Genomic DNA, 13,774 nt, shown 5'->3' on the forward strand with positions numbered 1-13,774 from the left:
AACAAGATTATCAAAATCTTCGCTTAATTGTTGTAAGTCTTCATACTGAGATGTGTAACCGCATTTAGATGCAACATTCACAATTAATACATTTTTACCTTTAAATTCCGAAAAAGAAATCAAATCGCCGTCAATACCTTCAATTGATAGATCGTAAAAGGATTGTGAAAAAACAATGCTACTACATAAAAAAATAAGATGTGATAATAATTTTGTCATGAGTTAAAAATTTGATTTAAAGTTTTATATCTATAATTGAAAATACTCTCGAGTTTTTTTCGTATAAATAAAGAATTAGCGATTACACCTAGTGGACCAAACGGGGCTTTATAAGTTATAATATCATTCATAAGTACTCCATTCTTATGTTCTTTAAAAAAATGTTGGTGATGCCACATTGTGTATGGACCTACTCTTTGTTCATCAATGAAAAATTTTTTTTCAGAGACATGAGTTATTTCTGTAACCCATGTTGTGGGTATAGATAGAATCGGAGAAACCTTATATGTTATTATCATACCTGCATACATTTTCTCTGGCAAATCAGTAGAGGTTATATTAAAACCCATGTAAGGAGGAGTAATAAGCTTAAGGTTTCTTGGTGAAGAAACAAAACTCCATACCTTTTCAAGGTCGGCTTTTAAAAATTGTTCAGTTTTTAGTTGATGTATCATTTTTATTTACTCTAAAATATTCTAAGTCCTTTACTTTACTACTCGTATAATATGAATTTAAACCAACAACTCCAACTCCATCCTTAAAGTTATCTTGAAGAGATTCGTCCTTGCAATGAATAAGTTCTATTTCACCAATAACAAGGCATGTATTATTATATTTAATGGGTATTGAATCAATAAATTTCATGCCAATTTGAACACTGCTTGACTTAACAAAGGGAGCAAGGAAATTATCAATATTTTGCGGATGAAAACCACACTCATCAAATTCAGAAATTGATGAAGGAAACTTGCCAGATGTCTGATGTGCACGATCAATCATATCTTCATGAATACTATTAATTGTATAATAACCAGTTGATAAGATATTATTTAATGTATCTCGTTTAACCTGATCTGAAGGTCTGCTAATAAAACCCAATAATGAAGGGTTACTTCCAAGATGTGTAACAGAGCTGAATATAGCTAAGTTCATAATACTTTCTTTGGATACTGTTCCAATTAAATGTACTCCTCTAATCCCGCAGATGGAATTAATTAATTTTAATCTATCTATTCTTTTTAGATTGCTAATATTTTCTTTTTTTAAATACATCAAGAATATAAAGTTTTCCATTTTTTGATTGAAATTGACTCCCAATATCCATCCAACCAAGCCCATCCATTATCCATTTTAATCCATTTTCCATTTATGTATTGATAACCAATCCTCTTTGGTACCCAATGACCATCAATCCATACATATTTACCACCATCAATTTTCCATTGGCCATCGATCCATGTATAAGATCTTTTTTTAATAAACTGTTCCACAACATCTTGTGGAGCAACTAATTTATCAGGTAGAACTGGACCTTCTTGCTGACCCAAGAAACTAAATGCATAGCAGATTAACAACTTAAAAATATAATTTTTCATAAAACATGAGTTTTTTTAGGCTCCACTCTAGTAATTTTTTTAACAAGATTACCTCAAATAATAAGAGTAAATGGAAACAAAATTTAAATTTGTATAACTTATTTTTAAAAAAGCTATACAACAAATGTATAATCTTTTTTTTAAAAACCTATTCAAAAAAAAAAAAAGATTTATTTTTGTAGGTAGTTATGTACAATATTGATCAGTTTTCAAAAATTACTAGTATTAATAAATTAGTTTTAAGAACTTGGGAAAATAGATATGGACTATTTAAGGCATCCCGAACTGATACTAATATACGAATGTATTCTGATGAGCTACTTATACAAGCCTTGAATATAAAAACACTTACCGACAAGGGTTACAAAATATCCTTTTTAGCTAAAAAAAAATACTCAGATTTAAGAAAATTATTAGACGAAACCACAATAACTAATGATATAAACAAAGCATCTGATTATTTTGTAAATAATTTTATTGAATCTGCACTAAATTATGATGTTGGACAATTTGAAAAGACCTACAAAAAAGGTGTCGAAAAATTTGGGCTTATTAAATTTTATCAAAATGTCATTTTATTAACATTTTCAAAAATTGGGTTATTTTGGTTAACAAACCAAATCAATCCAGGTCAAGAGCATTTTTTATCTGAACTAATGAAACAAAAAATCTTATCCGCTATTGACCAAAAAACACAAGAAATTTCAAAAAATAAAAATTGGCTATTATTCTTACCACCAAATGAACATCATGAAATTGGATTAATATTTTCAAAACTTTTATTAATTCAAAACGGATATGAAGTCATCTATCTTGGCTCTAATGTACCCTTAGAATCATTAAATCATATTTCGAATAAAAAAACTATTGATAATATTTTATTCTTTTCTGTTTCAAATTTTTCAAAAAAAAATATCGTAAATACCATTGAATATATAAACACTGAATTTAAAAAAGTCAAAAAATATTTAGTTTGCAATCAAAATATAGATTTAAAAATTATGAAAAAAACTAAAACATCGTTTATTTCAAGCATCAATGAATTCTTAACAATAATTAAAAAATAAAATCGATTAAAATGTTTGGACTATTTAAAAGAAAAACAGAAAAAGAAAAACTGGAAGATTTATATCGCAAAAAAAAAGAGCTTGCTTTTAAAGCCTCCAAAATAAATAGACAAGAAAGTGATAGATTAGAAAAAGAAGCTAATGATATTCTCACAAAATTAGAAAAGCTTGAAGATTAATGCAATTAATAAAGTTTTTAACAAATTTCTTTTACTTCTCCAGCTATCATTAATTTATAACACAATTAAAATATATCAAACATATAGATATAAGTCAACTTATTTTTGAAATTGTTTTTTCTAAAATCTTGAAAGCAGTTTCTGCCATTTTATTTCCTTTATTATCTAAGGTTGGATTTACTTCAGTAATTTCAAAACAACATATCTTTTCATTCATAAAAAGATATGTTAATATTTTTTTTACTTCTGAAATTGTAAAACCATTGGACACAGGAGTTCCCGTTCCTTCCGATATAGAAGAATCTAAACAATCTACATCAAATGATATATATAATAGTTCACAACCTTTCAATGTTTCAAGTGATTCAAAAACACATTTTTGAATTCCTCTCCTTCTAATTTCTTCGATTGAATAGTTTCTCAAATTTAAGCGACTCATCATTTCATCTTCTTGCTTTTCTGTGTCTCGAACACCGAAAAAAATCAAATTTTCAGGAAGTATTTTTTTTTCTTTTCCAGTTAAAATTTTCCACTTTTTAAGTATATCGTCATCAACAATATTAATCTTTGATTGTGAATTATCATCATTTAATGAGATAGACAATGGCATTCCATGCATATTTCCGGAAGGTGTTGTTAAAGGAGAATGTAAGTCGGCATGTGCATCAATCCATATAACACCAAGTTTTTTATTTGGATAAGAAGCTTTTATACCAGCAATAGTTCCACCAGCTGAGGAATGATCTCCAGAAATTACAACTGGAAAATTATTATTGACAAAAACAGATTTTATCTTACTAGCAAGTCTTGAATAAATTTTTATTATTCCATCGATGTTTTTTGCAAAAGAATTTGTATCATAATGAAGTAAATAATGATTTTCATTTTCAATTTCCTCTACAGGGTATTTATTGAAAAAATCACTTTTTAATTTTAAAGATGCAGTTATGATAGCAGAAAATGCCAAACTTGAACCTCTCGTTCCGGCTCCTAATTCAGACATAACACTAATTATTTTTATATTTTTCATGAAAATTGAGTATTTAATGTAGCTAAAATAATAAATCAAACCACAATTTAATCAATGAGTTTAATATCTATAGACAAATGCTAGAAAATCCTATGATGGCTTCATGTTACATATATATGATGATGGCTCAGTGGATAAAAAATATCTAGTAAAATAGGATTTAACAGAATAAAAAAGTTCAATCCATTTCTTCGTACCCAGGGCGGGACTTGAACCCGCACGGACATTACTGCCCACGGGATTTTAAGTCCCGCGTGTCTACCAATTCCACCACCTGGGCAAGAAAAAATGAGCGAGTGAAGGGATTTGAACCCTCGACCCTCACCTTGGCAAGGTGATGCTCTACCCCTGAGCTACACTCGCTAATTCGCGAAGGCAAATATAATGACTTTTTTTTAATAGAATGAGAAATTTTATGACCAAATCATTTAACTATGCCAATTTTTCTTTTAATTTCATGTAACTTCATTAAGGCTTCAACAGGTGTCAAATTATCAATGTCAATATTTGAAAGCTCCATTTTGATTTCATCAATTATGGGATCATCTAGTTGAATAAAACTTAATTGATACTGATCTTTTTTTGTACTAATATGTGAAGAAGTTCTTGATGACTCCAAAGAAATTAAGATTTCTTTTGCTCTTTGCAATAAGCTTTTAGGCATTCCTGCCATTCGTGCCACATGGATTCCGAAGCTATGTTCTACTCCACCACTTTTCAATTTTCTTAAAAACACTATTTCATTATCAATTTCTTTAACTGATACGTTAAAGTTTTTTATTCTGCTAAATTGTTCCGACATTTTATTTAACTCATGATAATGTGTAGCAAATAAAGTTTTTGAACGAAAACTAGATTGATGCAAGTATTCAGCTATGGCCCAAGCAATTGAAACGCCATCAAAAGTGCTTGTGCCACGTCCAATTTCATCAAGCAAAATCAAACTTCTATTAGATAAATTATTTAAAATACTTGCTGTTTCATTCATCTCCACCATAAATGTAGACTCTCCCTGTGAAATATTATCTGATGCACCTACTCTAGTGAAAATCTTATCAACCAATCCTATTTGAGCATATTCTGCTGGAACAAAACAACCTATTTGCGCCATTAACACAATTAGTGCAGTTTGTCTCAAAATAGCTGATTTTCCAGACATATTAGGCCCCGTAATCATAATAATTTGTTGTTTTTTATCATCTAAAAAGATATCATTAGGAATATATTCTTGTGCACTTTCAAAAACAGATTCAATAACAGGGTGTCGACCATTTTTAATTTCAATCCTAAAACTATCATCTACTAATGGCTTAGAATAATTATTATTACTGGAAACAACACTAAAACAAGATAAACAATCAATCTGAGCAATTAAAAAAGCATTTTTTTGAATTTGTGAAATTGAAGAACTGATTGAGTTTACCAAATCATAATACAAATCTGATTCTAATTCTTGTATTTTAGATTTAGCATTTATAATTTTGAATTCTAAATCTTTCAGCTCTTCTGTAATATACCTTTCCGCGCTCACTAAAGTTTGCTTTCTAATCCAGTTATCTGGAACCTTATCTTTGTGAGTATTTCTAACTTCTAAGTAGTATCCAAAAACATTATTATATGCAATTTTGAGCGATGATATGCCTGTATTATCAATCTCTCTATTTTTAATTTGATCTAAAACCTTTTCAGATGATAAAGCGAGTTTTCGATATGAGTCTAGTTCTTCCGAAACACCTGAACTCATAACACCTCCTTTAACCAGTTGCACAGGTGCATTTGCATCTAACTGATCGTCTATTCTTTCAATTATATCATGAGAAGGGTTATAAATAGAAAACAAGTCCTTGAGAGGAGAGAAATTTTTATTTTTTAATAATAATTCATTTAAAGCATTACAGTAGATAAGAGACTCTTTAAATTTATTTAATTCTCTTGGCGAGATTCGCAAAGTAGATATTTTAGACAACATTCTCTCTAAATCTCCAATTTCAGATAACAACCTAATAGATTCCTCAAGTATTTTATTATTTCTACTAAAAAAATCAACGAAATTTAAACGATTATTAATTTTAAGCATATCCTTAAGAGGAAATAACACCCAATGTCTAATCATTCTAGCACCCATAGGTGTACAAGTCTTATCTATTACATTAATTAAATTTGTACCTTGATTGTCTGAAGAAGGTAATAACTCTAAATTTTTAATTGTAAAATTATCCAACCAAACAAAAGAATTTTTATCAAGTCTTTTCAAATTAATAATATGATTTAATTTACTTTGCTTATTTTGATTTAAGTAATAAAGAATACTACCAGCTGCAATCACACCCTCGTTATGATTATCAATACCAAATCCTTTTAATGAATTAATTTTAAAGTGACTAACAATTTGATCAAATGCAAATTGCTTATCAAAAATCCAATCATCAACTGGGTAAAAATAAAATTCTCCCGGAATTTTATCATTTATCATATTTCTTTCAGACTTAGAATACAGTATTTCACTAGGCGAAAAATTATTAATCAATTTCTTCATATGATTATAGTCTCCCTCAGCTATTAAAAATTCACCTGTAGAAATATCTAAAAATGATACTCCCATTTTATCTCCGAAAACAACAGATGCTAAAAAATTATTTTTGGTTGTATCTAAAACTTCGTCGTTCAAAGACACTCCTGGGGTAATTAATTCGGTAACACCACGTTTAACAATTTTTTTTGTTTTTTTCGGGTCCTCTAACTGTTCACATATTGCAACGCGTTGACCTGCCTTTACAAGTTTAGGAAGATATGTATTTAGAGAGTGATGAGGGAAGCCAGCTAATTCTACATTAGAGCTACCATTTGCTCTTTTTGTTAATATTATATTTAGAATCTTTGCAGATTTAATTGCATCTTCACCAAAAGTCTCATAAAAGTCACCTACTCTAAATAGTAATAATGAATCTGGATACTTTTTTTTTATTGACAAGTATTGCAGCATTAATGGTGTTTCCTTTTTAACCTTATTCTTACTCAAAATATTTAAAAATTAATTTTTAATTTTATAATTATATAATTAATATATGTCAAAAAAACTTAATATAGAAATTGTACTTGTATTAGATAATATAAGGAGCATGCATAATATAGGTTCAATATTTAGATCCTCAGACGCTTTTGGTGTGAAATCAATCTTTTTATGCGGAATTTGTGCCACTCCGCCAAATAAAGAAATTCGCAAGACTGCTCTAGGTTCAACAAAAACTGTAACATGGCAATACTTCTCATCTACAAAAATTGCAATTCAACAATTGGTAAATAAAGGATATCATATAATAGCTATTGAACAAACTCAATCAAGCTCACCTTTAAATAATACTACAATCCAAAAAGACAAGATTGCCTTAATTCTAGGAAATGAAGTAAAAGGAATTTCTCCAGAAATTTTAAAAGAGGTAAACCAACATATTGAAATTACACAACATGGAGAAAAAACATCCATGAATGTCTCTGTTGTGGCTGGCATTATACTTTGGGCTTTAAAAAACAAATAGGCCCTGATTCTTTTGAAAAAGGGCCTACTATTAAATTAATAATTAGGATAATACTTATTCAATAATAAACTCTACCCGCCTGTTTAAGAAACGTGTACCATCAACATTGGAACGTAAACCATCTCTAAGGTTCAATTTCTTTTGTTCATTTGCTAGTAAATTATTTTCACCTTGAGAATCTGCTATCAACCTATTTAAGTCAATAGAAAAGGTATTAATAAGAATTTCAATTACAGCATTTGCTCTCTTTAATCCTAGTTTATAATTAGCATCACTAGCCCCTACAGAATCAGCAAAACCAATTACTCTTAATTTATATGAGGGATTTGCTTTTAAAACACTAGCTACAGTAGCTAATCTTTGATAATTACCATAATCTAACTTTGAGGATGACACATCAAAGTATACTGTCGGTAAAAATGCGCCTTTTCCAACAATTTGTACACCTTTAAAATTTACTGTGCATCCCTCAGGAGAGTTTGGCTCTTGGTCTTGACTATTTGGCACACCGTCTTTATCGTTATCTAATTCTAAACCATTTACATCTACTGAAACACCTGGCGCTGTAAAGGGGTCAATATCCTTATAATCCGCAACTCCGTCAGAATCTACATCTAATGACTTACCACTACCATCAACAGAGACTCCACTAGGTGTGTCATTTTCTTTATCAAATTTATCTGCTACTCCATCACCATCAGTGTCGATACTTAAACTAGACATCTTTTCTTCAACTTCATTTAATTTGCTGGACATAACATCGATAGGATTTGCCCATTCTGAGTGTTTCGAATCTTCTCTCCCAAAGCCATACGAAAGTCCAATTTTAACCGAGCTAAATCCGTTTACATTTTCTGAAACATTATCTAGACCATTCCCAGATAAAGGATTAATAATAGAAAAATTGAATAATCCATTAATTGCATTCGAAAAAGGATATTTAAATCCGATCGCACGATTTACAATAAAACTTTCGCCAGAAAACAATCCTTGTGAATAATCATTAGAATTTTGATCACCACTAAAACCCAATAGGCCTAAACCTCCCTCTACATATAGAGCTAATTCATCAAATTGAATAATATGATATGCTAAATTAGCATAAACACCCATAAAATTGACATCAAATGCATCCATACTTTTACCACCTTCTAATGAACCCAACATCATTTTTGTAGATAATGAAACCTGACTACTAATATGTTTAGAAATATTTAAACCTAAAACAGGATTAAAACCTTCACTATTAACATCACCCATTTCAGAAGCTAAACCGAATGAAGCACCAATATTTAAATCATTAAATTGTGACTGTCCGTAACTTAAAGAAGCACATAGTATTAAAACAGTCAAGAAATTTTTAATTTTTAACATAATATTTTAATTTGTTTTTTTGTACAATACAAATGTATGGCATATAAAAATACTTTCATACTATATACTAAATTTAATTTAGCACTTTTTAAACAATGATATGTTACTATTATCATCCGAATTTAATAATATATCTTCGACTGTTTCTTTTCTAAATGGACATTTAATATTTGGACTTAATTCACAAAGTGGAACTAAAACAAATTTTCTATTATAGAGTTTAGGATGAGGTATTATTAAATTAATATCGCTCAAAATAATATTATCATAAAAAATTATATCTAAATCAATAATTCGTGCGCTATAATTTGATAAGTTACTTTTTTTTCTACCCATTTTTGATTCAATTAACTTTATTTTTTTTAACAACAAATGAGGGGTTAGAGATGTCTGAATTTGCAGTATAATATTAATATAATCTCTCTTATCAATATAACCCCATGGTGAGGTTTCATAGTAAGATGAAGATTTAATAATTTTTGAAAAATGTGATAAATGCATAATAGAATTATCAATATTCAAAACTCGATTACCAATATTACTACCTATTGATATATAACAATTATGCTTCATAAAATTATTATTACATTTACAAATGTAAATTTAAATTTGATTTTATGTCTAAAACATTTTTGCAAAACATACTATCCTCAGCATTAGGATTTATTACTGGATTTGCTATACTTATATCTGCAATTTTTATACTTTTAATTTTCTCAACACTCATATCTACTATCTTTAATTCTGACAATAAATTAGAGCCTAATAGCATCTTGAAAATTCAGTTTGATACGCCGATTTATGACAAACCCAACAATAATCCTTTTAAAAATTTCAATCCGATAAATACTCTGGGACCCAACAAAAGTATCCATTTGTATAAATTATTAAACGCAATTGATATTGCTGCCAATGATAAAAATATTAAAGGAATTGTATTGGATATGGATAATTACATTTCACCAGGCTCTGCTTCATCAAAAGAAATAAGAGATGCATTAGAAGAATTTAAACAAACTGATAAGTTTATTTATGCTTACTCTACAATATATAGTCAAAGTGCTTATTATATTGCTTCAGTATCTGATTCGGTATTTATGTATCCTAAAGGAATGGTTACTTTACGAGGACTAAGTTCAACAACCCCTTTCTTTAAAAACACACTTGAAGAAATCGGCATAAAACCAGAGGTAATTCGACATGGAAAGTTTAAAGCTGCAGTAGAACCATTTATGGAGGATAAAATGAGTCCCGAAAATAGATTACAAACTAAAACATTATTAGAAGATGTTTGGTCTACAATGACTTTCGATATTTCGGAAAACAGAAATCTAACCAAGGCTGTATTAAATGACATTGCAGACAGTATGACTATGACCATGCCAGCAAAAGCCAACGTTGAATTAGGTTTAATTGATAGTCTGATTTATCCAGATCATTTCAAACAATTTATTGCAAATAAAATCAACGAGAATACTGAAGATTTAGAATTTTTATCTATTGATCGATTAAAAAACAAAAAAAATAAATCAAAAAATAAAATAGCTATTATTTATGCAGAAGGTGGTATTGATGGTGACACTGAAAATATCCATGTGGGTTATACAAAAACAATAAAGAAAGCTTTTGAAGATGATGAAGTTAAAGCAATTGTATTAAGAGTTAACTCACCAGGTGGATCTGCATTAATATCAGACGAGATACTTAGTCAGATTAAATTATCTAAAAAGGATAAACCCCTAGTTGTGTCGATGGGTAATGTTGCTGCTTCAGGAGGTTATTATATATCATGTGCTGCTGATAAAATATTAGCATCACCTACTACAATTACTGGTTCTATTGGAGTATTTGGCTTGTTTTTTACTGCAGAGGAGTTGCTTACAAAAAAAATCAAATTGAGTTATGACAATGTAAAAACTAATTCATTTGCCAATCTGGGTGAGATTCATAGAAGTTTATCTAAAAAAGAAAAAGACCTTATTCAAAGATCGGTTAAAAACACATATCAAGACTTTATTCAACATGTTTCGGATGGGAGAAATATGTCAACTTTAGAAGTTGATAAGATTGGGCAAGGAAGGGTATGGACAGGTCTTAGTAGCATAAGAAATGGACTAGTTGATTCACTTGGAGGATTGAAGGACGCTATAAATATTGCCAGTCAACTTGCTAATCTAAATGATTTTAAAACAATTGAGTTGCCAAGAAATCAAAATGGACTAGAATCGTTTTTAGAAAATATTGAAACCTTTTATGTCTTTCATTTTAGTGATATAAAAAAAGAAGAATTATATTTAAATGAGTTACGAAATAAATACTTAAAAATGCAAGGTATTCAAGCATTATTAATAACAGAATATAATTTAGAATAGATGATGAATAAAAGTGCAAATAAAGTCTATTTAATATTCATTAGTTTATTTATTACATCTCTAGTTGTTTCTAATCTAATTTTTCAAAAATTCTTTCACTTATCAATTCTAGGTCTTAATTTTGAACTATCAGTGGGTATTATATTCTATCCTGTTACATTTTTGGTAACTGATGTGGTTTCAGAAATTTTTGGAAAACAAAAGGCTAATCAAATGGTTGTTACTGGCATTTTTGCAAGTATTTTTTGTTTATCGATTATATTGATAGCAAATTCCCTCCCTGCTACTGATTGGTCTCCAGTAAATAATCAAATATTTAATTTGGTTTTTGGAAATACTATATTAGCTGTAGGTGCTTCAATGTTCGCATATTTGTGTGCTCAACTGATTGACATAAGGATATATCATTTTTGGAAAAAAATTACGAAAGGAAGACACTTGTGGCTTCGAAACAACTTCTCTACAATACTGTCTCAATTACTTGATACATTTTTAATTTTATTTTTATTGTGTAGTGGTGGAGCAATTGAATGGACAAAATTTGATACCCTTTTTATTCAAGGATTTTTGTTTAAAATCTTTATTGCTATAATTGATACACCTATTATATATCTTTGTGTTTTTATTTTACGGAAAAAATTCAATCTAAAAATAGACGAATCATTAGAATAGAAAATTTATAATAAAACCCTGATGAGAACGAACATTGAATACTCTATTGTTATCTAATAGGATATACTGCCCTTTTATACCTTCTATGACTCCTTCTATAAGTGCCGTCTTTTGCAATGAAAGAGATTTAATTTTTTGTGGATAGACATTCACAGGGTAGTGTATACTAGTTACAGTATTATCTTTTGAAAGATACTTTTTCATTTCTGAAGAAATTAATGATGTACAACGAAATTTCTCATCTAGCATGTTTAATAAATCAGGAACACCTGATAACATTTTACGCCAATTTGTTTTATCGGCAATACTCTTTTTCAACTCAACCTCAATCAAACCTGAAAGTCTTCTATTTGGAACTTCCGCAAGTAAAATTGCTTGACTAGCTCCTTGATCAATCCATCGAGTTAACTTTTGTCCCTTTCTGGTAATCCCAACCTTTAAACCACTTGAATTAGATAAATAAACATAGTGAGGAGCAATCTGAAATTTTTTTTCCCACTCAAGGTCTCTTTCTTCAATTCCTAAATCAGCTTTACATAACTCAGGTTTAAAAATACTTTGTGAAGCTAATGGAGAACTCCAAAAACATTTATAACAAAAATTTTGTCTATAAAACTTTGGCATTATTTTACCACAACTACAAACAACCTTGCCAGACCAGTTTATTTTAACACTACTTCCAATCAGTTCATTTAATGCTACCTGCTCATTATTAATAATAAAATTATATTGAATTGGATCTGCATAAGTTACTTGCATTTTTGCAATTTCCCCTCTATACATAAAAATAAAATTGATATTTATATATTCGCAATAGTTAAACGTATTTAATAATGAATATAATTAATAATATAATAGCAACAACAATCAAAAAGAGAATTAAATCAATTGATCAACATATTCAAAACCCAATCGAGAGTCAAAATAATATATTAAAATTCAACATAAAATATGCAAAAAATACAAAGTTTGGCAAAGATCATTGCTTTAAAAAAATACTCAACTATAGTGATTACAGAAATTTAATTCCAATAAAATCTTATGAGGACATACTTCATTATATTAAATTAACTCAAACAAATAAAAAAAATATTTTATGGCCAGGAAATATACGATGGTTTGCTAAATCCTCTGGTACAACTCAAAACAGGAGTAAGTATATTCCGGTTACTAATCAATCGCTTTATAACAATCATTATAAAGCAGGAAAGGATATGCTGGCACTTTATTTAGAAAAAAACCCAAAATCCAACATACTAAAAGGGAAAAGTTTAATGGTTGGCGGAAGTACTAGTATAAACGTTTTAAACAATTACTCCACAGGAGATTTATCAGCCATTCTTATAAAAAACCTTCCCATATGGGTACAATTAAAAAGATTACCGTCATTAAAAAATGCGTTATTAGATGATTGGGACAGTAAAATAGATAAGATTATTTTGGAGTGTCAAAATGCAAATGTTACCAGTCTGTCTGGAGTGCCATCTTGGACAATTATTATAATCAATAAACTACTTTCAATAAATAAGCAACAAAATTTATCTGAGATTTGGCCTAATTTAGAATTATACATGCATGGTGGAGTTGATTTTAATAATTACAAGACTACCTTTAATAATTTTTTTCAAAAAAAAATTAACTATCTAGAAACATATAATGCATCAGAGGGATTTTTCGGAATACAAAATGAACTTACTAAGTCTGATATGTTGCTACTAATAAATCACGGTATTTTCTACGAGTTTATGCCTATAATAAAAGGGGGAGAGATTCCAGAAGAGACTATTTCTCTGCAAGATGTAAAACTAAATATCTCTTATGCATTAATCTTATCAACCAATGGTGGATTATGGAGATATAAAATAGGAGACACCATAAAATTTACATCCTTGGATCCATATAAAATTAAAATTACTGGAAGGTTACATAGTTTTATAAATGCTTTCGGC

At 29.0% G+C, this 13,774-nt stretch carries 15 protein-coding genes and 2 tRNA genes; 6 read left to right on the forward strand and 11 right to left on the reverse strand.

Annotation, left to right across the window (positions count from 1 at the left end; all coding sequences use genetic code 11):
- The 4 genes from CBD51_000830 to CBD51_000845 form a co-directional block, all read right to left on the reverse strand.
- Positions 1–219, reverse strand: a 219-nt coding sequence (locus tag CBD51_000830; protein ID RPG60493.1) for a hypothetical protein, incomplete at its 3' end; no start/stop codon positions are given.
- Positions 216–674, reverse strand: a complete 459-nt coding sequence (locus CBD51_000835) for a hypothetical protein (protein RPG60494.1) — start codon at positions 672–674, stop codon at positions 216–218. The genes CBD51_000830 and CBD51_000835, both read right to left, overlap by 4 nt.
- Positions 652–1,272 (reverse strand): flavin oxidoreductase, encoded by a 621-nt coding sequence (locus CBD51_000840; GenBank protein RPG60504.1) that lies wholly within the window; start codon positions 1,270–1,272, stop codon positions 652–654. Before CBD51_000840 ends, CBD51_000835 begins: the two co-directional genes overlap by 23 nt.
- Positions 1,272–1,595, reverse strand: a complete 324-nt coding sequence (locus CBD51_000845) for a hypothetical protein (GenBank protein ID RPG60505.1) — start codon at positions 1,593–1,595, stop codon at positions 1,272–1,274. Before CBD51_000845 ends, CBD51_000840 begins: the two co-directional genes overlap by 1 nt.
- Positions 1,596–1,783: 188 nt before the next feature.
- Between CBD51_000845 and CBD51_000850 the strand changes: the two genes are divergently transcribed.
- Both CBD51_000850 and CBD51_000855 read left to right on the forward strand, forming a co-directional pair.
- Positions 1,784–2,662 (forward strand): MerR family transcriptional regulator, encoded by an 879-nt coding sequence (locus tag CBD51_000850; protein ID RPG60495.1) that lies wholly within the window; start codon positions 1,784–1,786, stop codon positions 2,660–2,662.
- Between the two features lie 11 nt (positions 2,663–2,673).
- Positions 2,674–2,841, forward strand: coding sequence for a Lacal_2735 family protein (locus CBD51_000855; GenBank protein RPG60496.1), 168 nt, complete (start codon positions 2,674–2,676; stop codon positions 2,839–2,841).
- A gap of 94 nt (positions 2,842–2,935) precedes the next feature.
- Here the strand turns inward: CBD51_000855 and rocF are convergent, their stop codons facing one another.
- The 4 genes from rocF to mutS form a co-directional block, all read right to left on the reverse strand.
- Positions 2,936–3,871: an arginase gene (gene rocF / locus CBD51_000860; protein RPG60497.1), complete on the reverse strand. Its 936-nt coding sequence runs from the start codon at positions 3,869–3,871 to the stop codon at positions 2,936–2,938.
- 191 nt (positions 3,872–4,062) lie between these two features.
- Positions 4,063–4,151 (reverse strand) — tRNA-Leu (locus tag CBD51_000865).
- Positions 4,152–4,162: 11 nt separating this feature from the next.
- Positions 4,163–4,234, reverse strand: a tRNA-Gly gene (locus CBD51_000870).
- A gap of 61 nt (positions 4,235–4,295) precedes the next feature.
- The gene (gene mutS / locus CBD51_000875) at positions 4,296–6,854 is read right to left on the reverse strand and encodes a DNA mismatch repair protein MutS (GenBank protein ID RPG60506.1); all 2,559 of its coding nucleotides are present in this window, start codon (positions 6,852–6,854) and stop codon (positions 4,296–4,298) included.
- Between the two features lie 82 nt (positions 6,855–6,936).
- Between mutS and CBD51_000880 the strand changes: the two genes are divergently transcribed.
- Positions 6,937–7,407 (forward strand): TrmH family RNA methyltransferase, encoded by a 471-nt coding sequence (locus CBD51_000880; protein RPG60498.1) that lies wholly within the window; start codon positions 6,937–6,939, stop codon positions 7,405–7,407.
- A gap of 54 nt (positions 7,408–7,461) precedes the next feature.
- Here the strand turns inward: CBD51_000880 and CBD51_000885 are convergent, their stop codons facing one another.
- Both CBD51_000885 and folK read right to left on the reverse strand, forming a co-directional pair.
- The gene (locus tag CBD51_000885) at positions 7,462–8,781 is read right to left on the reverse strand and encodes an OmpA family protein (protein RPG60499.1); all 1,320 of its coding nucleotides are present in this window, start codon (positions 8,779–8,781) and stop codon (positions 7,462–7,464) included.
- A gap of 78 nt (positions 8,782–8,859) precedes the next feature.
- On the reverse strand, positions 8,860–9,354 hold the full coding sequence (gene folK, locus CBD51_000890; GenBank protein RPG60500.1) for a 2-amino-4-hydroxy-6-hydroxymethyldihydropteridine diphosphokinase: 495 nt from the start codon (positions 9,352–9,354) through the stop codon (positions 8,860–8,862).
- Between the two features lie 44 nt (positions 9,355–9,398).
- Here folK and sppA point away from each other — a divergent pair, with 44 nt between their 5' ends.
- Together sppA and CBD51_000900 are read left to right on the forward strand one after the other, a co-directional pair.
- Positions 9,399–11,153 (forward strand): signal peptide peptidase SppA, encoded by a 1,755-nt coding sequence (gene sppA, locus CBD51_000895; GenBank protein ID RPG60501.1) that lies wholly within the window; start codon positions 9,399–9,401, stop codon positions 11,151–11,153.
- 3 nt (positions 11,154–11,156) lie between these two features.
- Positions 11,157–11,825, forward strand: coding sequence for a VUT family protein (locus CBD51_000900; GenBank protein ID RPG60507.1), 669 nt, complete (start codon positions 11,157–11,159; stop codon positions 11,823–11,825).
- Here the strand turns inward: CBD51_000900 and CBD51_000905 are convergent.
- Complete coding sequence (locus CBD51_000905; protein RPG60502.1) at positions 11,817–12,608, reverse strand: DUF2797 domain-containing protein; 792 nt, start codon at positions 12,606–12,608, stop codon at positions 11,817–11,819. The two genes, CBD51_000900 and CBD51_000905, sit on opposite strands and share 9 nt — an antisense overlap.
- Positions 12,609–12,658: 50 nt before the next feature.
- Between CBD51_000905 and CBD51_000910 the strand changes: the two genes are divergently transcribed.
- Positions 12,659–13,774 (forward strand): hypothetical protein (locus tag CBD51_000910; protein ID RPG60503.1); only part of this gene is annotated, 1,116 nt, incomplete at its 3' end.

Source organism: Flavobacteriales bacterium TMED191 (assembly GCA_002171975.2).
GTDB lineage: Bacteria > Bacteroidota > Bacteroidia > Flavobacteriales > TMED113.

Excerpts from the sequence above, each read along its gene's own strand:
- CBD51_000880 (RPG60498.1), top strand. The coding sequence starts at position 6,937 with ATGTCAAAAAAACTTAATATAGAAATTGTACTTGTATTAGATAATATA.
- folK (RPG60500.1), bottom strand. The coding sequence starts at position 9,354 with ATGAAGCATAATTGTTATATATCAATAGGTAGTAATATTGGTAATCGA.
- sppA (RPG60501.1), top strand. The coding sequence starts at position 9,399 with ATGTCTAAAACATTTTTGCAAAACATACTATCCTCAGCATTAGGATTT.
- rocF (RPG60497.1), bottom strand. The coding sequence starts at position 3,871 with ATGAAAAATATAAAAATAATTAGTGTTATGTCTGAATTAGGAGCCGGA.
- CBD51_000885 (RPG60499.1), bottom strand. The coding sequence starts at position 8,781 with ATGTTAAAAATTAAAAATTTCTTGACTGTTTTAATACTATGTGCTTCT.
- CBD51_000845 (RPG60505.1), bottom strand. The coding sequence starts at position 1,595 with ATGAAAAATTATATTTTTAAGTTGTTAATCTGCTATGCATTTAGTTTC.
- CBD51_000850 (RPG60495.1), top strand. The coding sequence starts at position 1,784 with ATGTACAATATTGATCAGTTTTCAAAAATTACTAGTATTAATAAATTA.
- mutS (RPG60506.1), bottom strand. The coding sequence starts at position 6,854 with ATGCTGCAATACTTGTCAATAAAAAAAAAGTATCCAGATTCATTATTA.
- CBD51_000905 (RPG60502.1), bottom strand. The coding sequence starts at position 12,608 with ATGTATAGAGGGGAAATTGCAAAAATGCAAGTAACTTATGCAGATCCA.
- CBD51_000840 (RPG60504.1), bottom strand. The coding sequence starts at position 1,272 with ATGTATTTAAAAAAAGAAAATATTAGCAATCTAAAAAGAATAGATAGA.
- CBD51_000855 (RPG60496.1), top strand. The coding sequence starts at position 2,674 with ATGTTTGGACTATTTAAAAGAAAAACAGAAAAAGAAAAACTGGAAGAT.
- CBD51_000900 (RPG60507.1), top strand. The coding sequence starts at position 11,157 with ATGAATAAAAGTGCAAATAAAGTCTATTTAATATTCATTAGTTTATTT.
- CBD51_000835 (RPG60494.1), bottom strand. The coding sequence starts at position 674 with ATGATACATCAACTAAAAACTGAACAATTTTTAAAAGCCGACCTTGAA.